Genomic DNA, 21836 nt, shown 5'->3' on the forward strand with positions numbered 1-21836 from the left:
TGTGGTGTGTGATTCTTTCGAGTCGACCACCGAGTGATTCCTGGTCAGTCGGCCGAGGACTCGTGGTCGCCGACGGTCAACGGATCGCGTCGGGTGTGCTCGGCGGATTCGCTGCTGTGACCCGGTCCGACGTGGGCCTCGGCATGCATCCGCTCGATCATGTGCGGATAGTGCAGTTCGAAGGCCGGACGCTCGGAGCGGATGCGGGGCAGCTCGGTGAAGTTGTGACGCGGTGGCGGGCAGCTGGTGGCCCACTCCAAGGAGTTGCCGAAGCCCCACGGATCATCGACGGTCACGACCTCGCCGTAGCGGTAGCTCTTGAACACGTTCCACAGGAACGGCAGCGTCGACAGTCCGAGGATGAACGCACCGGTCGTCGAGATCATGTTCAGCGTGGTGAACCCGTCCGACGGCAGGTAGTCGGCGTAGCGGCGCGGCATGCCCTCGTTACCCAGCCAGTGCTGCACCAGGAAGGTGGTGTGGAAACCGATGAAGGTCAGCCAGAAGTGCCACTTGCCCAGACCCTCGTCGAGCATGCGTCCGGTCATCTTGGGGAACCAGAAGTAGATGCCGGCGTAGGTCGCGAACACGATGGTGCCGAAGAGCACGTAGTGGAAGTGGGCGACGACGAAGTAGCTGTCGGACAGGTGGAAGTCCAGCGGCGGGCTGGCGAGCAGGACACCGGTCAGACCACCGAAGAGGAACGTCACGATGAAGCCGACGGAGAACAGCATCGGCGTCTCGAACGTCATGTTGCCCTTCCACATCGTGCCTATCCAGTTGAAGAACTTCACACCGGTGGGCACCGCGATCAGGAAGGTCATGAAGGAGAAGAACGGCAGCAGCACGGCGCCGGTGACGTACATGTGGTGCGCCCACACCGCGACCGACAGGGCCGCGATGGCCAGGGTCGCGTAGATCAGGCCGGAATAGCCGAAGATCGGCTTGCGGGCGAACACCGGGTAGATCTCGGACACGATGCCGAAGAACGGCAGCGCGATGACGTACACCTCGGGGTGACCGAAGAACCAGAACAGGTGCTGCCAGAGAATCACACCACCGTTGGCCGGGTCGTAGAGATGGGCGCCGAACTGGCGGTCGACCTCCAGGCCGAGCAGGGCCGCGGTCAGCAGCGGGAAGATCAGCAGGATCAGGATCGTGGTCACCAGGATGTTCCAGGTGAAGATCGGCATCCGGAACATCGTCATACCGGGTGCACGCAGGCAGACCACGGTGGTGACCATGTTGACGCCACCGAGGATGGTGCCCAGACCCGACACACCCAGACCCATGATCCACAGGTCGGCGCCGACGCCGGGCGAGTGGATCGCGTCGGTCAGCGGGGTGTAGGCGGTCCAGCCGAAGTCGGCGGCGCCACCGGGGGTGATGAATCCGCCGATCGCGACGGTCGAGCCGAAGACGAACAGCCAGAAGCCGAAGGCATTGAGTCGCGGGAAGGCGACGTCGGGGGCACCGATCTGCAGCGGCAGAACGAAGTTCGCGAAGCCGATGACGATCGGGGTCGCATACATCAGCAGCATCACGGTGCCGTGCATGGTGAACAGCTGGTTGAACTGCTCGGTGGAGAGGAACTGCATCCCCGGGTGGGCGAGCTCGGCGCGCATCAGCAGCGCCATCAGGCCGCCGATCAGGAAGAACGCGAAGCACGCGACGATGTACATCATGCCGATCAACTTGTGATCGGTCGTGGTGATCAGCTTGTAGATGAACGAACCCTTGGGCTGATATCGCTCCGGGTACGGACGAACTGGTGCCACTTGCGTGGTGGGCTGGTCTACCGCGGTCACAGATCCTCCTCTTGCCCGACCGGTCGGGAAGCGTTTTTCCGTCGGTCGGCACATGAACAAACCGAGCGCTGGTTACCGATCCTAAACCCTTGCACCCACCCTGGCCGAGTGGGTCCTACGATCTGTCGTACTCGATTTTCCGCCGACGCCATCGACGCAGGTCAGACCGCTCGATGCGGGCGACGCGCCGCCTCACCACAGGGTGCCATCGACCCCGGTCCACCGTCCCGCTTGCGACGTCGGCGAAACCCGTCGGCGCCCCTGCTAGGTTGGGCGGGTGCAGCGCGGCGGTGACCACCGGAACGGACGGACTAAGAACACCTCTCGACTCCGAGGGATGATGGCGATCTCGACGATCGGTGTGGCCGCGGCCCTGGCGGTGAGCGGGTGCTCCGAGGACCAGTCGACGCTGACGACCCCCGACGGCAAGACCATCTCCACCTCGACGACCCGCATCGCCGAGGTCAACGTGGTCTCCGCCGACCGCGACTACGCCCGGACCTGCCTGGCGCCGACGGTCGCCGACGCCCCGCAGGCCGACGTCTCGCGCATCGTGGTCACCGATCCGGCCCTGCTCGACGACATCTGCGCCCTCGGACTCGGCCCGAAGGTGACCGCGGTGACCGCGGCGCCGGGCAGCGTGCCCGAGTATCTCGGCCCGCAACTGACGTCGGTGCCGACCATCGGTGCCGAACCCGATGCGGCCGCGGTGCAGACCGCGGCACCCGACATCGTCCTGACCACGCCGTCGACCGCGGCGTCCGCCGGCGCCTTCGGCACGACGAAAACGGTCACCATCGCCACCGACGACGACTGGCAGGAACGTTTCACCGCGGTCGCCGCCGCGCTGGGCCGCTCCGGCGAGGGCACTCGGTTGCTGCAGGAGTTCGACACCGAGGCACAGAAGACCGGCCGTCGGATGGATGCCGCCCACAATCAGGTGTCCCTGGTCCGGTTCACCAAGGATGCGGAGATCCTGGCCGGCACCGGCAGCTTCGCGGGTCAGATCCTGACCCAGATCGGCGTCCAGCGACCCGCCGCGCAACGCGGGCCGGAGGACGTCACCGTCACCGATCAGAACTTCACCGACGCCGACGCCGACCTCATCTATGTGTCCTTCGAGGGTGAGGACGGGCAGGCGCACGGCGAGGAGGTCCTGCTCTCGGATCGCTGGCTCGACATGGGGGCACCGACGTGGAAGCGGGTGCTGTCGGTGAACGACGAGATCTGGTACGGCGGTGGCGGATTGGCCTCGGCGTGGTTGGTGCTCAACGACGTCAAGGAATCCCTCAATGCCAACTCCTGATCTCAGCGTGGCGGCCCGGACCCTGGCCGCCCTGCACCGGCCCGGCGATCCCGTCGTGCTGCCGACCGTCTGGGACGCGTGGTCGGCGCCCTGGCCGTCGACGCCGGGTTCGCCGCACTCACGTTGGGCAGTCACCCGGTGGCCGACTCCATCGGCCGCTCCGACAACGAGGGCATGACCTTTGCCGAGTTGTGCACCCGGGTCGCCCAGGTCGCCGAGGCCGTCGACGTACCTCTGTCGGTCGACATCGAGTCCGGATACGGCGAGTCGGCGGCCACCCTCATCGGCGGTCTCCTCGACGCCGGAGCGGTCGGTCTCAACATCGAGGACACCGTGCACTCCGAGGGCGGGAGGCTCCGCGAACCCGCCGAACACGCCGAGGTCGTCGCCGCACTGCGCGAGGCGGCCGACGCCGCGGGCGTGCCCATCGTGATCAATGCGCGGACCGACGTGCTGCTGCGTCGGATCGGCGACGACGCCGACCGCGTCGACCGCGCGATCGACCGGCTGCGCCGCTGCGCCGACGCGGGTGCGACGTGCCTCTACCCGGTCGGCCGGCATGCCGACGACGTGCACCGCCGGCTGACCTCGGAGTTGCCGCTCCCGGTCAACGCCATCGGGTTGCCCGCCGAGGACTCCCTGACCCATTTCGCGGACCTCGGTGTCGGCCGGATCAGCTTCGGCCCCTTCTGGCAGGCCGACCTCGCGGCCCGCTCGACGGCACTGCTGGCCCGCTGGCACTGAACGCGGGCTCTCCCGACCGCGAGCTCACCACACATGCGCATCCGGCCATGGTTTGACCCCGACCGGGTGAAACCGTCGACGTCGGCAGAGGTCGACGAGCATCGTGGACAGATGACTGTCACCGATGAATACCTGGCGAACAACGCCGCCTACGCCGCCACCTTCTCCGGCCCGCTGCCGCTGCCGCCGAGTCGCCACGTCGCGGTGGTCGCCTGCATGGATGCGCGCCTGGACGTCTACCGCATCCTCGGCCTCAAAGACGGTGAGGCACACGTCATCCGCAATGCGGGCGGCGTCGTCACCGACGACGAGATCCGATCACTGGCCATCAGCCAGCGACTGCTCGGCACCACCGAGATCATCCTCATCCACCACACCGACTGCGGCATGCTGACCTTCACCGACGACGATTTCAAACGCGAGATCCAGAACGAGATCGGGCAGAAGCCGCAGTGGGCCGCCGAGGCATTCGGCGACGTCGACGAGGACGTGCGTCAGTCACTCACCCGGATCCGCAACAGCCCGTTCATCACCAAGACCAGCTCACTGCGCGGCTTCGTCTTCGACGTGGCCACCGGAAAACTCAACGAGGTCACCGATTGATCGTCTCTGACTGATCGTCTCCGCCTGATCATCTCCGACTGATCGTCACCACCGGGCTCACGGCCAGCCGGGCGCCGACGGAATCGACCCGTCGGCGACCGCGGTGGCCAACTGCGCGTGGTCGCGTTCGGTCTGATCGGCGTAGGCGTTGGCGAATCGCACCACCGATTCCTCGGCCTTGCGTGATGTCCCCAGATAGTCGGCGATCGCGCGGGCATCCCCGCTGCGCGCGTGCGCACGGGCCAGCACGTGTCCGCAGGCCGTCGCGAACTGCTCGATGACGCCGGCCACTCGCGGTCCGTCGGGGATGACCTTGCCGTCGCGGAACTGGCGCACGTAGAAGTCCCAGTCGGCGATCCGGGTCCAGCCCAGGAACATGTCGGAGGCACTCTGGATCAGTCGCTGGCCGTTGACGACTCGTTGACCGTGGTTGTCGTAACTGCTCGGCGACAGGAACGGTTCGTACACCGAGGCGGCGGCCTGTTTGATCTGGAAGAACATCGGGTCGCCGGTCTCGTGTTCCTCGGCCAGATTGAGGAACACCCGCATCCCGACGCTGCCGACGCCGACGACCTGCTGCACCGCGTCGACCAGATCGAAGCGACGCAGCAGCGCGGCGATGTTCTCCGGGACCGTCGCATAGTAGGCGCGGATCACGTCGTTGAGCACGTCGCGGTAACCACTGAGTGCGTGAATCCGGTACGGCGGGTCCTCCACGATCTGCCGACGGCCATCCACCTGATGGGTCAGCTTCTTGCTCGCTCCCCGCGCCGTGCGTTTCTGCGCCCGCTTCTCCAGATACGAATCGAGCCGGGCTCCGTTGGCCGGTGACGCCACATACCCGACGAGGTCGTCGACGGAGATCTTCTCCGCCCACACGTCCAGGATCGGCCACCCGGCGTACGTCCGAATCCATTTGCGGTAGCCCTGGAATCCGGCGCGGACCGCGCCGGTGGCGGTGACGGCGTCGACGTTGTTCTCGCGGGCGAGGACCACCAGGCTCGCCAGGAATCGCAGGAGGTCCCATTCGAACGGTCCGGGAAGCGTCTCGTCGAAGTCACGCAGGTCGAAGGCCAGGGTCCGCTCGGGGGTGTTCCACAGCCCGAAATTCAGGACGTGGGCGTCACCGCAGAGTTGCACCGTGATCCCCGTGTTCGGACGCGACGCCAGGTCCGCGGCCATCACCGCGGCGGCCCCGCGATAGTAGGTCCACGGCGATGCCGACATGCGTCCGTGGCGGATCGGCAACAGCACCTGATCCCGAATGGTGTTCTGCGCCAAGATGGTGGCGAGCGCATCGTGTCCACGCCGATCCGGATCCCAGTCACCCAACGCACTGCGTGGCACGACCTTGCGGGCGGCCTTACCGATCGACCGGTCGGCGGTCGAGTAGATCGTGGGGCCGGTCGCGAGCATCTCGCTCTGCGTCGGCGGCTGCGGCAGTGACGGGGTGGCCATGACTGACCAGTCTGCTCCACGATGACCCATCAGGTCACCCGATCGTGCCGGTGAGTCGTGTCGGTGGCGCCCACTACCCTGGACGGCATGGCAACCACGATCCCCGAGGGCTACGACGACCTGCTCGACCGTCCGATTGTCGGTGTGCTCGCCACCGTCGGACCCGATGGCGTACCCAATGCGACCCCGATGTGGTTCGCCTGGCAGGACGGGCAGCTGCGGTTCACCCACACCAAGGCCCGCAAGAAGATCGCCAACCTGCAGCAGAATCCGAACTATTCGTTCGTCATCACCGATCCCGACAATCCGTATCGGTACCTCGAGGTGCGGGGCACCCTCGAATCGGTCACCGACGATCCGACCGGATCGTTCTACGTCGTGCTCGGCAAGCGCTACGGCAACGCCGATCAGGCTCCGCCCCCGGACGCCGCCGATCGCGTCATCCTCGCGTTGAACGCCACCTATTTCGGAAAGAAGTAGCGCCGCGGCCACCTCATCGACCGACACCGCACCCACCGTGGTCGCCGCACCGGCCCCCAAACCGGCCGCCGCGCTGCATGTCCTGTGGCGTCCCGGCGTCGGCCTCTCGGTCTGGGACGAGACCGACGGGAACGACACCGAAGCCGCCGGGTCACCGTATCCGGAACCGTTGCGATCATTGCTGTCCGGCAAACGATTTCGCCGGCAGGTCGGAGTGATTGACGAGTCGGGCAGGCGTCGCTTCGTCGCGACGATGACGCTCGGGGTGGCGTCGGCGGTGTCGTTCCTGGACGCGACGCGCTCGGTGGCGGTCGCCGGCGACATCGCGTGGTACCGCCACCTTCTCGACGGGGTGAGACGCTTCGTCGATGCCCGCGTCGTGGCACCCACCGTCGCCGAGGTGGCGGGCGAGTCGGTGTTCGTCTGGCGCCCGGTGGCCACACCGCAGTGGCGTGCGTGGTCGGCGGTGATCACCGGCGGCGCACCGGCGGCGCTGCTGGACAACGGCGGCACCGAGGCGCTGATGGACTTTGCGGCCGAACTCGTCGATCACGAGTGCCGTGCCCGGATCACCGCGTCGGCGACCCGCCTCGGCGCGGCCGATCCGGCCACCCCGCTGATCGCGGCCCTCGTCGACTCCGCGGTTCCGGCGTCGGCCACCCGCCCGACCGCTATGTCGGCGTGGACGCAGTGGACGGCGAGCGCTCCCGCCGGCGATTCGACGGTGCTCTTCCGTCTGCACGAACCCGACGATCCGGATCATCCGCAGGACCTCGACGACGAACTGTTCACCGCCGGTTCGGTTCCCGGCGACCCGCACCGGCTCCGGTGGCGTCTGCAGGTCTGCCGACGCTCCGACGACGGTCACATCGATCCGGTGGTCCCGCATCGCCTGGACGCAACCGAACTCGACGAGATCACCACCGAACTCGCCACCGCGGTGCGCGCATTCCCGGATCTGGGTCGCGCCGACCCCGACCGCACCTCGCTGGACTTCCTGCTCACCGGCGATCTCGCCGAAGCGCTGTTCACCAGCGGCGCACAGGCATTGGCTGAGGCAGGCCTCCCGGTCCTGCTCCCCCGCACCATCGCCGAGGTGCGGCCCACCCTCGGGGTGCGGGCGGCCCCGGTGACCGGCGGTGGCGCCCCGGCCCGCATGGTGGGCCTGCGCGAGATCCGTGAGTTCGAGTGGCGACTCGCCCTGGGTGACGGCCCGGACGCCATCACGCTCAGCGACGCCGATCTCGACGAATTGTCGCGTCAGAAGGGCGATCTGGTGCGCATCCGCGGGGTGTGGGTACGCGCCGAGGGCGCCGCGCTGACCCGCGCGGCCGCCTTCATCGCGGCGCAACGCGCGCTGCGGACGTCCGGGCACACACCCGACATGGGTGAGCTGCTCGACATGGTCGCGCACGACACCGACCGCGTGCCGGTACCGGTGACCTCGGTGCAGGGACTGGCCTGGCTCGATGCCATCGCCGAGACGGGCACGATGGCCCCGGTCCCGGTGGCGGCCCCGGCGTCGCTGCACGCGGTGTTGCGGCCCTATCAGCACCGCGGCCTGGAGTGGCTGGCGTACCTGTCGGCTCAGGGCATCGGTGGCGTCCTCGCCGACGACATGGGCCTGGGCAAGACGCTGCAGATCATCGCGCTGCTGTGTCATGAACACGACGCACGCAACGATGGTGGAGACGAAAGCAATTGCACGCCAACACTGATCGTGTGCCCGATGTCGGTGGTCGGCAACTGGGTTCACGAGTTGGAGCGGTTCGCACCGGCTCTACGGGTGACTGTCCACCACGGCGCCGGACGATCCAAGGGCGCCGCGTTCACCGCGACCCACTCCGCCATCGACGTCGTGCTCACCACCTTCGCCATCGCCGCCCGCGATCGCGATCTGCTGGCCGCACATCGGTGGCGGCACGTCATCGTCGACGAGGCGCAACACGTCAAGAACGTCCGGACGGCCGCCGCCCGCGCACTGCGCGCCATCCCCGCCGCCCACCGCATCGCCCTGACCGGCACCCCGGTGGAGAATCGGCTCGAGGACCTGCGTGCGGTGATCGACCTGGTCAATCCCGGACTACTGGGTTCGGCCTCGGTGTTCCGCAACCGTTTCGCCGAACCGATTGAGCGGGACCGGGATCCGGCCACCGTCCGACGGCTGGCCACCCTCACCCGCCCCTTCATCCTGCGGCGGGAGAAGACCGATCCGGCCGTCATCTCCGATCTGCCGGAGAAGAACGAACTCACCGTGCGGGCCAACCTCACCGTCGAACAGGCCGCCCTCTACCGCGCGGTGATCGACGATCTGATGGCCGCACTGGCCGACAAGCAGCAACGCGCGCTGCGGCGCCGCACGGTCCTCGCCGCACTGACCCGGCTCAAACAGATCTGCAATCATCCGGCGCATTACCTCGGTGACGGATCGGCGATACTGCGCCGCGGCCACCATCGGTCGGGCAAGCTCGAACTCCTCTCCGACATCGTCACCACCCTGGTCGCCGAAGGTGATCAGGGGTTGCTGTTCACCCAGTTCGCCGTGTTCGGCGAACTGGTCTCGTCGTGGCTGACCGAGGTGCTGGGCACCGAGATCCCGTTGCTGCACGGTGGTCTGCCACGCGGCGAGCGTGACCTGCTGGTCGAGCGGTTCCAGCGCGGTGACGGCTCCGCGCGGCCGCCGATTCTGGTGGCCACGCTCAAGGCCGGCGGCACCGGACTCAACCTGACCGCCGCCAATCACGTTGTGCACGTGGATCGGTGGTGGAATCCGGCCGTGGAGGACCAGGCCACCGATCGTGCCTACCGGATCGGTCAGACCCAGCGGGTGCACGTGCGGCGCTTCGTCTGCGTGGGCACCCTCGAGGAACGCGTCGACGACCTCATCGCCAAGAAGCGCGAGTTGTCCCGGCTGACGGTGTCGACGGGCGAGAACTGGATGGGTGACCTCGGCGACGACGAACTGTTCGAACTGTTCCGGCTCCGCGACGAGGCGGTGAGCGAATGAGTGCGCGGCGTGGCACCACCCCGGTCCGCGGTTATGCGTTGACGCCGTGGTCCCGGGCCCTGGTCGACGTCGTCGAGGGCCGACCGGGTGGGCAGGTCACCTCCGAGATCGTCGAGAACCGCAAGATCACGAAGGCGCGCAGCTACTTTCGCGATCGGAATGCGCATCGGGTGTCCATCGGTGATGGAATGGTGACCGCGGTCGTCGAGGGCAGTCAACTCGACCCCTTCGAGGTGTTCCTCGAGGTTCGCACCGTCGACGCCACCACGGTGGTCTCGCTGCTGGCCGCGGCCGGCGGCATCACCGACGTGATGTATCTGGCCCGTGGCGAGCAACCCGACACGCTCGGAGAGTTGTTGCTGCCCACCGAAAGTGCCGACATCGTCGGTGACTGCACGTGCCCGGACTCCTCGGGTCGCTGCATTCACGTACTGACGGTGACCTATGAGATCGCGGCCGAGATCGACCGCACCCCGCTGACACTGCTCACGCTGATGGGAACATCGTTACCCGAACTGCTCGCGGCCATCGAGGACGTGTCCGGAGAACCGTCCGGGCTCCCCGACAATCCGCTCGTGTGGACCGAATCGCGTTCTGCACCACCGACCGTCGACTTCTACGGCACCGGCGCGACCGCTCCCCCGCTGCCGTCACCGCCGCGGATGAATCCGATGACCGACCTCGACACCGCGGCGTTGCGGGCGGCCCTGCGGGCATCCGGGGTGGCGCCGGGTGACATCGCCGAGGCGGTCGATGAGCTCGGTGACCTGTACGACCGGCTCGTCGAGGAGTGAAGGACCGTCAAGGGGCCGCTACCCTCGCTCATTCATTGCGCTCGTGCAGAACAACCTCCACCCGGCTGGGCTCGAAGGCGGCGACAATTCGCCGGCGTCGTCGCCCGTAGCCACCCGATGAACCCATGTGGACGACGTACTGGCGAGCGCGATCCGGTAGGTCGGGAAACCACCGCGGGTCGGCGGCAGGGTGCGCATGCCACGTCGGTACCCACGCCTGGGTCTCGAGGCCGAGGAGTTGGCGCTTCTTCTGGGTGCGAGCATCTCCCGACCCGACCCACTTCGTATGCACGGCCACATGCGCACGCGTGATGTCGGACAACGGGATTCGCCACCCCGCGTCCGTGCCGCGTGCAGGCTTCTCGACATATCCGGCTCGCGTGGTGGCGTCGACGGCGATCACCATCAGCGTTCGGCGACGCAGTATCCACCACACGAGCAGTGCGATGACCACGAACATCACGATCACGACCACCACACCCGTCGTACTGCCGCCTGACGCGAGAGTCCCGGCCAGGGTGGTCACCACGATGACAAGGGCCGTGCCGATGAAGATGACCTGCATGATCATCGAGGTCCGGAACCGGGTCACGGTCAACCCCGGCTTCGGCGCTGCTGACCGCCCGGGAGCCGCCATCGACGTCCTTCGGTTGTGCCCCGCTAGAAGTCCCAGTCCTCGTCTTCGGTGTTGACGGCCTTGCCGATGACGTAACTCGAACCGGACCCGGAGAAGAAGTCGTGATTCTCGTCGGCGTTGGGTGACAGGGCCGACAGGATCGCCGGGTTCACGTCGGTCTCGTCCTTCGGGAACATCGCCTCGTAGCCGAGGTTCATCAGCGCCTTGTTCGCGTTGTAGCGCAGGAACTTCTTGACGTCCTCGGTGAGACCGACCTCGTCGTAGAGCGCCTCGGTGTAATCGGATTCGTTGTCGTAGAGCTCGAAGAGCAACTCGAAGGTGTAGTCCTTGAGTTCCTGGCGACGCTGCGCGCTCTGCGTCTCCAGACCACGCTGATACTTGTAGCCGATGTAGTAGCCGTGCACCGCCTCGTCGCGGATGATCAGCCGGATCAGGTCAGCGGTGTTGGTGAGCTTGGCGCGCGACGACCAGTACATCGGCAGATAGAAACCGGAGTAGAAGAGGAACGACTCCAGCAGCGTCGAGGCCACCTTGCGCTTGAGCGGATCCTCGCCGCGGTAGTAGTCCATGACGATCTGCGCCTTGCGCTGCAGCTGGTCATTCTCCTCCGACCAGCGGAAGGCCTCGTCGATCTCCTTGGTCGAGCACAGGGTGGAGAAGATCGAACTGTAGCTCTTGGCGTGCACCGACTCCATGAACGCGATGTTGGTGAGCACCGCCTCTTCATGCGGCGTCGTCGCATCCGGGATGAGCGAGACCGCACCGACGGTGCCCTGGATGGTGTCGAGCAGCGTCAGACCGGTGAACACCCGCATGGTGAGCTGCTTCTCGTACTCCGTCAGCGTGTTCCACGACGGGATGTCGTTGGACACCGGAACCTTCTCCGGCAGCCAGAAGTTTCCGGTCAGGCGATCCCAGACCTCGGCGTCCTTCTCATCGGGGACGCGGTTCCAGTTGATCGCCGAGACCCGGCTGACCAGCTTGATGGGGGCGCCGTCGGCGGGGCTGTGAGAGGTGGCCGTCATCTGTTCCTCGGGGTCGATGGGTGGATTCGGGTCGGTGTCCGCAGTTCGCCGCAGCGCGGCTGGTGCGATGAGCGATAGGACCAATCTAGGCCGTCGCGCCCGGCCATCGTGGACCGACACTCGATCCGACGCCAAGATCGTGAAAAACCACAACATCTGGGGATGGTGTGACGCACGAGGCCCCAAATCATGGGTGGCTGGTCGCCACTCATCCCAGGGCAGACCACACCGGATCACCACCGATGACGGTCGCCGCCACCCGCACGTCGCGGGGCCGCACACCGAACGGATCGTCGTCGAGCAGCACGACGTCGCCGAGCGACCCCACGGCGAGCGGCGGCGCCCCGTTGGTCGAGGAGAACAACGCCTGTCCGACGGTCAGTCGTTCGGCGGCATTCCACGCCGGCTCACCGGGTTCGGCGCGCCACACCGCGGCGTCGATGGCCAGCCACGGATCCAGGGGCGCGATCGGCGCGTCCGATCCGAGCGCGAGGGCCACCCCGGCCCGATGCATGCTCTGCAGCAGAAAGCACCGATCGGCCCGATCCGCCCAGACACGTTCGGTGACAGCGCGGTCGTCGAGGAGATGCGCGGGTTGCACGCTCGCCACCACCCCGAGGCCGGCCATCCGGACGAGGTCGTCGCGGCGCATCAACTGGGCGTGTTCGATGCTGCCATGGGCGCCGGTCACCCCGAAGGCATCGAGCGCCTCGGTGACCGCGGCGTCGCCGATGGCGTGCACCGCGACGTCGAGGCCACCCGCGGTGGCGCGCGAGAGCAATTCCCGGATCTGGGCACCGGAGAAGTTCTGCTTGCCGAATGGATGGGGTTCGGGTGCGTAGCGGTCGCAGCAGTGCGCCGTCAACGATCCCAGCGAACCGTCGGTGATCATCTTCAGCGGACCGAGAAGAACGTTGTGCGCCAACGGGTCACCGGTGCGCAGACCAGAACCGGGCAGACCGGACCCGAGGACCTCGTCGAGGGCGTCGGGGTAGAACCCGGCGCGGATGCGGGGCGCAATCATGCCGGCGGCGATCCGCTCCGGCCAGACGCGATGTGCGCCGGCGAATTCGAGGTCGGTGATCCCGACGATGCCGCGGGTCAGGGCCGCGGTCATCGCCCGCTGCACCTGATCGAACTCCGGGGTCTGCGTCGGTGCGATCTCGTCGAGGCGCGCGAACACCGCGAACCACTCGTTCTCGTCGACGAGGCCCGTGCGGTGCTCGAGGCCGCAGACCTGCAGTGCTCGGCTGTTGAGCCAGCCGCTGTGGGCATCACCGGAGATCAGGATCACCGGATGCCGTCCGGACACCGCGTCGAGTGCGGTCACCGACGCCGGCTCCGACCACTGCGACGGTCGGTGTCCGACACCGAGGATCACGCGCGAATCCTGTTGCCCGGACGACGAATCCACCTCCTCGATGTGGTGGTGCACCCGATCGATCACCGCCTGCGGTGCAGTGCAGCCGGAGACGTCGAGCCGCTCACCCCACCGCGCCCACTGGGTGACGTGCACGTGGTGATCCCAGAGTCCGGGGATCACCCACCGCCCGCCGGCATCGAGTTCGCGGGCCGACTGCCCGTGCGCGGTGACCCCGCCGATGTCGGCGACCCGGCCACCGGCGATCCTGATGTCGACGGGTTCGGTGACCGTGCCATCCTCGGACACGATCCGCGCCGAACGGATGATGAGGTCGGCGCCGGTGGGCTCGGATGACGCCTCAGGTGACATGGACGAGTTCGAGTGCGGCACCGGCGAGGTCACGGTCACCGACGACGTCCGCGTCGTCCAGGGCGCGTCGATGCCAGACGGTGAGCAGCAGATCATCGGCGGTCGCGCGGATGGCGACGTCTGCCTCCGCGGGCTCGTCGGACACATCGAATCGCTCGGCGGTCGGGCGCAGCACCCAGTGACGGTCGGTGTGGTCGTGGGCGTGCAGGTGGATCGTGCGGCCCAGCACCTCGTCGGGCACGGGGTCGCCGGCGGCGATGAAACGCGGAACGAACACCTCCAGCCACTCGTCGATGCCGTCGGCGGCGAGGTCGGCCTCGATCGGTGCCTGGGCTGCCGGCGCGGTGGCCGATTCCAGATCCCAGCGATGCACCGCCAATTCGTGGGCTTGGCGCCGATACCAGAAGGCCACGGTCCGCTCGCCGACGAAGGTCTTCGCCGGGGAGTCCGGGTCGCGTGAGATCAACGCGTCGACGAGAAGGTCGCGTCCGGCCGCGTACCAGTCGATCACCGCGGCGCCCTCGGGGACCGGGATTCCGTCGTATCCGCGGTACAGTCGCGTCTCCATCAGGCGGTCGGCGGCCCAGCGATGGACGGCGCCGACGTGTCCGAGGAGGTCGTGAACGGTCCAGCCGGGACATGTCGGCACCGGCAGGGTGAGCGATGCGGGGGTGGTGGCGGCGAGCCGATCACTCTCCAGCCGGATGGCGTCGAGCCAGCGTTCGGGTGTCATCCGTCGCAGGCTACCCTCAGCGCTGGTCGGCCACCTGGATGTGCGGCGCCAACTGACGCAGCACCGGCAGGAGATACTCGATGGGTGGCTGGAACGATTCGTCGTAGGAGTGCCGGAACCGGCGTTCTTGGCCGTTGGGATTCGTTTGATTGGTCAGGAGCACCAGTGTCTGCGTCCGGGTGGTGGTGGAGATTCCCCCGGTCCGGTCGGTGTGGAGGTCGATGACCGCCACCGCAGCGGTGATCTCCGGCCACGGCGCGAAGTTGCGTCCGAGGGTGGCGCCGTTTCGGTCGAAGGACATCTTCTCCTTGCCGCGTTTGGTGGTGACCACCAGGCGACCGGTCGACGCCAGCTGCTGCTGCACCGCCTGCTGGACCGCCGGGTCGAGAACGGTGTCCTCGACACTCACGTCCGTCCGGAACTCGACGTGCGGGGCGAGTCTTCGGACCGCCTGACGGAACTCCTCGTAATTGTGGGAGTGGTTGAAGCACAGGGTCGTTCCGTACTGCACGGGTCGACCGTTGGCGCCGCGCTCACGCGAGGTGACCACCAGCGAGGTCATCTGTCGTTTCGCCACACTGGTCTTGTGGGGATCGATCTTCGAGTACTCGCGGCCGTTGGAGACGAAATCCAGGGCCCTGACCTGATCCCAGCGCAATTGGAATCGCGGAGCCCAGATTCCGGCAGCACCGGCGGTCACCTGGGGTTTACCGATCACCGACCGGGCTCCCCAGAGCGACAGCAGGTACAGCAAGCCCAGGATGCCCCCCCACGAAACCGAAGAAGAACACGCCGACCGCCGAACCCGTGGCCACGAAGATCAGTGCCAGCAGGAGCAGCACGCCGACGACCGACCCGAACACCCAGAAGGTGGTCCAACTCGGGGGCGCGGCGCCGACGACGCCCACCTCGGTCGGCACCGGCCGCGGTGCGGTTACCGGCGGGGCCGGTTGCGCGGCCTGCCCCGGCCACCCGGGTTGAGCGGGTGGGGCCGGCGCGACGGGCGGCGCGGGCCAACCCGACGCGGCCGCCGGAGCGTGCTGCGCGGGCGGCACCGGCCACCCGGACTGGACCGGCGGTACCGGCGTACTCCCCGGTGCCGGCCGCTTCCGGTAGTCGATCTTCTTCTCGGCCATCCGCACCCCCGATGTCGCGGCCTGTTACAGGGTGCCCATCACAGCATGCACGACACGCAGTTCTCAACCTCGGTGCCCTCGAGAGCCATCTGACGCAGTCGGATGTAGTACAGCGTCTTGATTCCCTTGCGCCACGCGTAGATCTGTGCCTTGTTGACGTCACGAGTGGTGGCGGTGTCCTTGAAGAACAGGGTCAGGCTCAGGCCTTGATCGACGTGCTGGGTCGCCGCGGCGTAGGTGTCGATGATCTTCTCGTAGCCGATCTCATAGGCATCCTGGTAGTACTCCAGGTTGTCGTTGTCCATGAACGGCGCCGGGTAGTAGACGCGACCGATCTTGCCTTCCTTGCGGATCTCGACCTTGGCGGCGACCGGGTGGATCGAGCTGGTCGAATGGTTGATGTAGCTGATCGATCCGGTCGGCGGCACCGCCTGCAGGTTCTGGTTGTAGATCCCGTATTCGGCGACCGATGCCTTCAGCACCCGCCAGTCATCCTGGGTCGGGATGTGGATGTCGGCCTCGGCGAACAGCTCTCGCACACGCTGCGTCGCCGGCTCCCACACCTGCTCGGTGTACTTGTCGAAGAACTCGCCTGTTGCGTACGTCGACTTCTCGAAGCCGGCGAACGCCTTGCCGCGCTCGCGGGCGATGGTGTTCGACGCCTGCAGGGCGTGGAACAGCACCGTGTAGAAGTAGATGTTCGTGAAGTCCACACCCTCCTCGGAACCGTAGAAGATCCGCTCCCGGGCGAGATAGCCGTGCAGATTCATCTGGCCGAGGCCGATCGCGTGAGAGTCGTTGTTGCCCTTCTCGATCGAGGGCACCGAGGTGATCGCCGTCTGGTCACTGACGGCGGTCAGGCCACGGATCGCGGTTTCGATGGTCGCGCCGATGTCGGGTGAATCCATCGTCTTGGCGATGTTCAGCGACCCGAGGTTGCACGAGATGTCCTTGCCCACATGGGAATAGGACAGGTCGTCGTTGAACGTCGAGGGCGTGGACACCTGCAGGATCTCCGAGCACAGATTGGAGTGGGTGATCTTGCCGTCGATCGGGTTGGCCCGGTTCACCGTGTCCTCGAACATGATGTAGGGGTAGCCCGATTCGAACTGCAGCTCGGCGAGGGTCTGGAAGAATTCGCGCGCCTTGATCTTCGTCTTGCGAATCCGCTTGTCCTCCACCATCTCGTGGTAGGTGTCGGTCACGTTGACGTCGGCGAACGGCTTGCCGTAGACACGTTCGACGTCGTACGGGCTGAACAGGTACATGTCGTCGTTGTTCTTGGCGAGCTCGAAGGTGATGTCGGGGATCACCACGCCCAGGCTCAGGGTCTTGATGCGGATCTTCTCATCCGCATTCTCCCGCTTGGTGTCGAGGAAGCGGTAGATGTCGGGATGATGGGCGTGCAGGTACACCGCACCGGCACCCTGACGCGCGCCGAGCTGATTGGCGTAGGAAAAAGAATCCTCGAGCAATTTCATGATCGGAATAACGCCCGACGATTGATTCTCGATTTTCTTGATGGGCGCACCGTGCTCGCGGATATTCGACAACAAAAGGGCGACGCCACCACCGCGTTTGGACAGCTGCAATGCAGAATTGATCGACCGCCCAATGGATTCCATGTTGTCTTCGATTCGCAACAAGAAACAATTATGGACCACGGTCCCATGAATCGAATACGTGTGGGTCCCCTCGACGTGGAGGTTGTACACCTTCTCGGGAGTCTGATCGGTGTGCTTCAGCTCACGAATGCCATAGACATGGCGGCCGTGGACCACCTGATAGGTCGTCCGTAGGGCGCCCTTGCGACCGACATAGTTGTGCAGGTTCTTCCCGACGTCGAAAATGAAATCCTCGTTGGTACCCGGAGTACCGGGAACGAATGCCTGACCCGTGATGTTGCCCGCCTGGTTGACGTAGCGCCGGACGGTGGACATGATGCCGAGTCGTCGCAGAATCAACTGAACCTGGTCGACCAGTTCAGGATTCACCAGATCCACCATCATTCCACCGGTGGTTGAGCAGCCGTCGCCCCGGAAGAGCCCGATGAGCAGTCCACGTTGGAACTCCTCATCTGCGGTGAGCACATCCGCCGAAAGCCGCTTGTCACCGAAGCCGGTCCCAGCAAGGGAGAGCAGCAGCTCCGCGATCACCTTGCTGTTGCACACCATTCGGACCGAATGGTCGCTGACGCTCTCATGGACCCGCAAGTCGGTCGCGAAGACTCGCTTGAAGGCGTCCGCGAGATCGTTCTGATAGAAGAGTTCATGTGCACCCAAGGTGAAGTGCACACCGTTGGGCACGGATCTGTTCGTTGAGCGCTTGGAATCATGCCCCTCGGCCACATACCAACCGAGGATCAATCCGAGGTCATAGGACTCTTCGACATACCGATTGACCGAGTTGAACGTCTGGCTGTGACGCTGCTTGTTTCGGTGCTTCTTGTCGGAGTTGACCTTCTGGATCAGCCCATCGACTTCCTCGTATGTCCCCTCCCCCACGTACGCCATCAGGTCGTGGCGTCGCACTGGCCGCCCCTGAGAGGGTGCCGTGGTGACGATGAAGTCCGACGGATCGATGTCCTTGGCCGCGAGCCACACAAAGCCGTTGAAGATGTCGGCGCCATCGCCGCCGATGATGGTGTCTACTTCCCGCGTTGTCCAGACCAGGATCGGATGCTCCGGCGTGCAGAGGATCGGCTCCTTGTGTCCGAAGTGCGAAATCGACACCAGCGCTTGATCATTGGGGTTCTCGATCAGCTTCTCCACGGCGGCATACGTGCCGTCGTGGGAGAGCACCCGATCGCCGGGCTTGAGTGTTTCGATGGCCTGGGGGCCGTGCTCGGTATCGACCGGAGTCCCGGCCGGAAAACAACTCACGGGCTCACCGCGCTGCTTTTTTCCCGAATTCAGAAATGTCGGAGTCGCCGGCTGAAAACGGCCTTCCATGATTTCGTCGACGAGATTGCGTGCCAGCGTCGTATCACCGTCGGCCAGGGTCAACGCCACCATGCAGACGCGATCCTCGAACCGCTCGAGGTAGCGCTTGCCGTCGAAGGTCTTCAGCGTGTAGCTGGTGTAATACTTGAATGCGCCGAGGAAGGTCGGGAACCGGAACTTCTTGGCATACGCGTGCCCGAAGAGCAGCTTGACGAATTCGCGGTCGTAGCGTTCGAGGACCTCGGGCTCGTAATAGTTCTCCTCGATGAGGTAATCGAGTTTCTCGTCGAGGTCGTGGAAGAACACCGTGTTCTGGTTGACGTGCTGCAGGAAGTACTGATGCGCCGCCTCGCGGTCCTTCTCGAACTGGATACGACCGTCGGCGTCGTACAGGTTCAGCATCGCGTTGAGCGCGTGGTAGTCGAGCTCGCCCGGATCGTGTCCGGCCGGTCCCGCGTGCACGCCGGACTTGCTCGCCGAGGTGGTGGTGTCGGTGGTCACGTCGGAGACAGAAGTGGTGGGCGACACGGAGACTCTCCTGTTGGTGGGTGTCGAAACGGGTGATGGGCGTGCTGATTCGTGGACGTGCTGGCTGTTGTGATCGTGGGGTGGGGTGCGAACCCCTCACCCGCACACGATAGGCGTGGGGTCTGACACTTCCGGTTCACGCAGGTCGGCGACCATGGTGGCGCCGAATTCCGCCAGTCCCTCGCGGACGCGGGTGACGTCGTGTTCGGTCCCCATCAATTCGAATCGATAGAGGTAGGGCACCGAGCACTTGCGCGCGATGATGTCGCCGGCGAGGCAGTACTCCTCGCCGAAGTTGGTGTTGCCGGCCGCGATCACCGCACGGATGCGCGAGCGGTTGTGGGGGTTGTTGAGGAAGCGGATGACCTGCTTGGGGACGAAGCCACCGCCAACCATCGAGGAGGACTTACCGCCCCCATAGGTGGGACAGATCAACACGAACGGCTGGTCGACCTCGAAGGAACCGATCCTGCCTGCGGCGTTCCCGGCGTCTGCGGTCACGGCGTTCGGGGCGCCCCGGTCGATCAACGGGATGCGCACCGCGGGCAGCCGCAGCTTCTCGACGAAACGATGGGTGTTCTCCGACACCGAGGAGAAGTACACGATGAGCGGCGGTGTGCCGGTCGGCTGTTCCACCATCTCTCCCACCGCCTGCCGGATCGTGAACGGCCATCTGCGGCCGCTGAGGTCTTCTTCTCGAAAGTTGTGGTCCGGTTGCCTGCCCCGGAATCACTCACGGGGCAGGCAACCGCGTCCACGTGCTGCGCGCGAGCCCGGCCGATCCCGACTTCCCCTCCGGATCGGCACTTGGCGATCGCGTCAGGCAGCGGCGGCGGCGAGGGCCTTGATGCGGTCCGGGCGGAAGCCCGACCAGTGGTCGTCGCCGACGACGACAACCGGTGCCTGCAGGTACCCGAGGGCCATGACGTAGTCGCGCGCCTCGTCGTCCTGACTGATGTCGACGACCTCGTACTCCAGGCCATGCTTGTCCAGGGCCTTGTAGGTCGCATTGCACTGCACGCACGCCGGCTTGGTGTAGACGGTGATTGCCATTCGCAGAACGCTCCTCGTGTCACGTGATGATCAGCAGATGCTCGTCGGTCGGGTGTGGTCACGGACCCCTCGGAGCCCGATTTCCCAGCGTGAAGATCGTGACGCAGGTCACTGCGTGTATCGAACTTCTCCTACCGCTACGGCACTCTCGCGTCTCGGTCCGGCTGGTGTTGAGAACACTACACCTAGTGCCTGACATTTCCGAGCACCACTAGAAGTTGTGAATCACATTCATGAAACTCGCTGGTCGCGGCCGGTACGCAATCTCAAATCCCGGCGTGTCCCGGGCGCGTCGGGCGTGTCGCACCCGGTGGTGATACCGACGACCGGACGCCGGCCACCGGAGACGCCGCGAGGCGCGCCCGGAGCAGATCCGGGACACGCCTCGTGGATGCCTACGAGCGACGACGTCAGACGCGTGCGGGCACCTGATCGGCCAGCACCCGCACCGCACCGACCACATCGTCGATCACCTCGGCCGGCAGCGCACCGTCGGCGAGGCCGGCGGTCGCCAAACCGAAGTCGATGTCCTCGACAACTTGCCCGCCGGCGATGCCGACGGCCTTGCGGGTGTCCTGACGCGACCAGGTCCCGGCGTAGCGGCCCAGTGCGGCCCCGATGACGCCGACCGGCTTCTCGGTCATCGCGCCCTGTCCGTAGGGACGTGACAGCCAGTCGATGGCGTTCTTCAGGACCGCCGGGATGGTGCCGTTGTACTCGGGCGTCGCGATGAGGACCGCATCGGCCGCGGCGACGTCCTCACGCAGCGCCACCACGGCCGCGTCGAGGTCACCGGCGTCGATGTCCTCGTTGTAGAACGGCAGACGGTCCAGGCCCTCGACGACGGTCACCGTCACACCGGCCGGCGGGTTGTCGGCGGCCGCCTGGGCCAGGCGACGGTTGATCGAGTCGCGGCGCAGGCTGCCCACCAGGGCGACGACGGTAACGGTCGAATCGGTCATGTTGCTCCTCCTGTGGTCAAAACAAGTTGATAGAATCAACCGGACCACGGTCCGAATATTTCGCCACGGCGTCAAGAGTTAGGTTCATCACGTGTCCGACGAGCAGAACGCGATTCCTCTGCATCTCACCGCACCGGGTGAGACCGAACGCGCCGATGCAGCCCGCAACCGCCGGCTGTTGCTGGCCGCGGCCAAGAACCTCATCGACACCCGCGGCGCGGCGGCGGTGACCATGGATGCCGTCGCCGCGGAGGCCGGTGTCGGCAAGGGCACCGTGTTCCGTCGGTTCGGCAGCCGGACCGGACTCATGCATGCCCTCCTCGATCACTCCGAATCCGAATTGCAGCAGGCGTACCTGTCCGGTCCGTCCCCGCTCGGCCCGGGCGCGCCGCCCCTCGACCGGCTGCTCGCCTACGGGCGGGCCCGGCTGAAGATGACCACCGATCACCTCGACATCCTGCTCGAGGCCGGCGCCGACAACGGCGAGTTCATGAAGCACCCGGTCTGGCGCTCGTCGACGCAACACATTCAGATCCTGTTGCGCCAGATGGGATTCGGTGATCACGTCGACGCGCTCGCGATCGCGATCCAGGCTCCCCTCGGAGCATCTGCGGTCGCCCACCTCACCGAGGTCGTCGGACTCGACCTCGCGACCATCGCCGACCAATGGGACCACTTCATCCGCACCCTCGCCGCCGGCATCGGCCCGCACTGAGACCGGGTGCGCGGGTTCCCACTCGGCGCGCACGAAACCCGCCACCGTCTTAGTACTACAGCCGTAGATCGGGTTTATTGTTGTTGTGACCTGCGGTTTTGGTGGCATTGTTGGGCGCGTTTCTGGTGACGTCGGCGCCACAGGGTCCAGTCGAGGATGCGGTCGACGGCGTG

The 21836-nt window shown here is 66.1% G+C and carries 17 protein-coding genes and 2 pseudogenes; 7 read left to right on the plus strand and 12 right to left on the minus strand.

The window, feature by feature from the left end; all coding sequences use genetic code 11:
* Positions 1-44 precede the first annotated feature (44 nt).
* A complete protein-coding gene (gene ctaD / locus ABLE92_RS25120; RefSeq protein ID WP_348807539.1) occupies positions 45-1808 on the minus strand; it encodes an aa3-type cytochrome oxidase subunit I in 1764 nt (587 codons plus the stop codon).
* 337 nt (positions 1809-2145) lie between these two features.
* On the opposite strand from ctaD, the gene ABLE92_RS25125 reads away from it, so the two are divergent.
* From ABLE92_RS25125 to ABLE92_RS25135, 3 genes and pseudogenes are all read left to right on the plus strand, one after another.
* On the plus strand, positions 2146-3114 hold the full coding sequence (locus ABLE92_RS25125) for an ABC transporter substrate-binding protein (protein WP_348807540.1): 969 nt from the start codon (positions 2146-2148) through the stop codon (positions 3112-3114).
* Positions 3101-3858: pseudogene (locus tag ABLE92_RS25130) on the plus strand (isocitrate lyase/PEP mutase family protein). Before ABLE92_RS25125 ends, ABLE92_RS25130 begins: the two are co-directional and overlap by 14 nt.
* Positions 3859-3969: 111 nt before the next feature.
* Positions 3970-4461 (plus strand): beta-class carbonic anhydrase, encoded by a 492-nt coding sequence (locus ABLE92_RS25135; RefSeq protein ID WP_348807541.1) that lies wholly within the window; start codon positions 3970-3972, stop codon positions 4459-4461.
* Between the two features lie 57 nt (positions 4462-4518).
* On the opposite strand, the gene ABLE92_RS25140 is transcribed toward ABLE92_RS25135, so the two are convergent.
* Positions 4519-5919, minus strand: a complete 1401-nt coding sequence (locus ABLE92_RS25140; protein WP_348807542.1) for a DUF2252 domain-containing protein — start codon at positions 5917-5919, stop codon at positions 4519-4521.
* An 87-nt stretch (positions 5920-6006) separates the two neighbouring features.
* Here ABLE92_RS25140 and ABLE92_RS25145 point away from each other — a divergent pair, with 87 nt between their 5' ends.
* The 3 genes from ABLE92_RS25145 to ABLE92_RS25155 are packed head-to-tail and all read left to right on the plus strand — an operon-like array spanning position 6007 to position 10200.
* Complete coding sequence (locus ABLE92_RS25145) at positions 6007-6399, plus strand: PPOX class F420-dependent oxidoreductase (RefSeq protein WP_348807543.1); 393 nt, start codon at positions 6007-6009, stop codon at positions 6397-6399.
* A gap of 37 nt (positions 6400-6436) precedes the next feature.
* Positions 6437-9406: a DEAD/DEAH box helicase gene (locus ABLE92_RS25150; RefSeq protein WP_348807544.1), complete on the plus strand. Its 2970-nt coding sequence runs from the start codon at positions 6437-6439 to the stop codon at positions 9404-9406.
* Positions 9403-10200: a hypothetical protein gene (locus tag ABLE92_RS25155; protein WP_348807545.1), complete on the plus strand. Its 798-nt coding sequence runs from the start codon at positions 9403-9405 to the stop codon at positions 10198-10200. Before ABLE92_RS25150 ends, ABLE92_RS25155 begins: the two co-directional genes overlap by 4 nt.
* A 28-nt stretch (positions 10201-10228) precedes the next feature.
* Here ABLE92_RS25155 and ABLE92_RS25160 read toward each other — a convergent pair whose 3' ends face one another.
* The 10 genes and pseudogenes from ABLE92_RS25160 to ABLE92_RS25205 all read right to left on the minus strand — a co-directional run bounded on the left by ABLE92_RS25160 (position 10229) and on the right by ABLE92_RS25205 (position 20948).
* The gene (locus ABLE92_RS25160; protein WP_348807546.1) at positions 10229-10792 is read right to left on the minus strand and encodes a hypothetical protein; all 564 of its coding nucleotides are present in this window, start codon (positions 10790-10792) and stop codon (positions 10229-10231) included.
* A gap of 68 nt (positions 10793-10860) precedes the next feature.
* Positions 10861-11862: a class 1b ribonucleoside-diphosphate reductase subunit beta gene (gene nrdF / locus ABLE92_RS25165; protein ID WP_348807547.1), complete on the minus strand. Its 1002-nt coding sequence runs from the start codon at positions 11860-11862 to the stop codon at positions 10861-10863.
* A 208-nt stretch (positions 11863-12070) separates the two neighbouring features.
* Entirely contained in the window at positions 12071-13594 is a 1524-nt protein-coding gene (locus tag ABLE92_RS25170) for an amidohydrolase (RefSeq protein ID WP_348807548.1), read from the minus strand.
* Positions 13584-14327 (minus strand): maleylpyruvate isomerase family mycothiol-dependent enzyme, encoded by a 744-nt coding sequence (locus ABLE92_RS25175; protein ID WP_348807549.1) that lies wholly within the window; start codon positions 14325-14327, stop codon positions 13584-13586. Before ABLE92_RS25175 ends, ABLE92_RS25170 begins: the two co-directional genes overlap by 11 nt.
* A 16-nt stretch (positions 14328-14343) precedes the next feature.
* Entirely contained in the window at positions 14344-15045 is a 702-nt protein-coding gene (locus ABLE92_RS25180; protein WP_348807550.1) for a hypothetical protein, read from the minus strand.
* Positions 15035-15463 (minus strand): hypothetical protein, encoded by a 429-nt coding sequence (locus tag ABLE92_RS25185; protein WP_348807551.1) that lies wholly within the window; start codon positions 15461-15463, stop codon positions 15035-15037. The genes ABLE92_RS25180 and ABLE92_RS25185 overlap by 11 nt, the downstream gene beginning before the upstream one ends.
* Before the next feature lie 38 nt (positions 15464-15501).
* A pseudogene (gene nrdE, locus ABLE92_RS25190) lies at positions 15502-18843 on the minus strand (class 1b ribonucleoside-diphosphate reductase subunit alpha); the annotation flags it as partial.
* 186 nt (positions 18844-19029) lie between these two features.
* Positions 19030-19572 (minus strand): class Ib ribonucleoside-diphosphate reductase assembly flavoprotein NrdI, encoded by a 543-nt coding sequence (nrdI, locus tag ABLE92_RS25195; protein WP_348807552.1) that lies wholly within the window; start codon positions 19570-19572, stop codon positions 19030-19032.
* A gap of 180 nt (positions 19573-19752) precedes the next feature.
* Entirely contained in the window at positions 19753-19986 is a 234-nt protein-coding gene (gene nrdH, locus ABLE92_RS25200; RefSeq protein ID WP_348807553.1) for a glutaredoxin-like protein NrdH, read from the minus strand.
* A gap of 410 nt (positions 19987-20396) precedes the next feature.
* Positions 20397-20948: an NAD(P)H-dependent oxidoreductase gene (locus tag ABLE92_RS25205; protein WP_348807554.1), complete on the minus strand. Its 552-nt coding sequence runs from the start codon at positions 20946-20948 to the stop codon at positions 20397-20399.
* Positions 20949-21039: 91 nt separating this feature from the next.
* On the opposite strand from ABLE92_RS25205, the gene ABLE92_RS25210 reads away from it, so the two are divergent.
* On the plus strand, positions 21040-21663 hold the full coding sequence (locus ABLE92_RS25210; RefSeq protein ID WP_348807555.1) for a TetR/AcrR family transcriptional regulator: 624 nt from the start codon (positions 21040-21042) through the stop codon (positions 21661-21663).
* Positions 21664-21836 lie beyond the last annotated feature (173 nt).

It is taken from the genome of Gordonia oleivorans (genome assembly GCF_040044975.1).
GTDB lineage: Bacteria > Actinomycetota > Actinomycetes > Mycobacteriales > Mycobacteriaceae > Gordonia > Gordonia oleivorans.

Bases quoted from the DNA above. Each gene is read 5' to 3' on its own strand.
- ABLE92_RS25140 (WP_348807542.1), bottom strand. From the start codon at position 5,919: ATGGCCACCCCGTCACTGCCGCAGCCGCCGACGCAGAGCGAGATGCTC.
- nrdH (WP_348807553.1), bottom strand. From the start codon at position 19,986: ATGGCAATCACCGTCTACACCAAGCCGGCGTGCGTGCAGTGCAATGCG.
- ABLE92_RS25170 (WP_348807548.1), bottom strand. From the start codon at position 13,594: ATGTCACCTGAGGCGTCATCCGAGCCCACCGGCGCCGACCTCATCATC.
- ABLE92_RS25145 (WP_348807543.1), top strand. From the start codon at position 6,007: ATGGCAACCACGATCCCCGAGGGCTACGACGACCTGCTCGACCGTCCG.
- nrdF (WP_348807547.1), bottom strand. From the start codon at position 11,862: ATGACGGCCACCTCTCACAGCCCCGCCGACGGCGCCCCCATCAAGCTG.
- ABLE92_RS25125 (WP_348807540.1), top strand. From the start codon at position 2,146: ATGATGGCGATCTCGACGATCGGTGTGGCCGCGGCCCTGGCGGTGAGC.
- ABLE92_RS25135 (WP_348807541.1), top strand. From the start codon at position 3,970: ATGACTGTCACCGATGAATACCTGGCGAACAACGCCGCCTACGCCGCC.
- ABLE92_RS25185 (WP_348807551.1), bottom strand. From the start codon at position 15,463: ATGGCCGAGAAGAAGATCGACTACCGGAAGCGGCCGGCACCGGGGAGT.
- ABLE92_RS25175 (WP_348807549.1), bottom strand. From the start codon at position 14,327: ATGACACCCGAACGCTGGCTCGACGCCATCCGGCTGGAGAGTGATCGG.
- ABLE92_RS25155 (WP_348807545.1), top strand. From the start codon at position 9,403: ATGAGTGCGCGGCGTGGCACCACCCCGGTCCGCGGTTATGCGTTGACG.
- nrdI (WP_348807552.1), bottom strand. From the start codon at position 19,572: ATGGTGGAACAGCCGACCGGCACACCGCCGCTCATCGTGTACTTCTCC.
- ABLE92_RS25205 (WP_348807554.1), bottom strand. From the start codon at position 20,948: ATGACCGATTCGACCGTTACCGTCGTCGCCCTGGTGGGCAGCCTGCGC.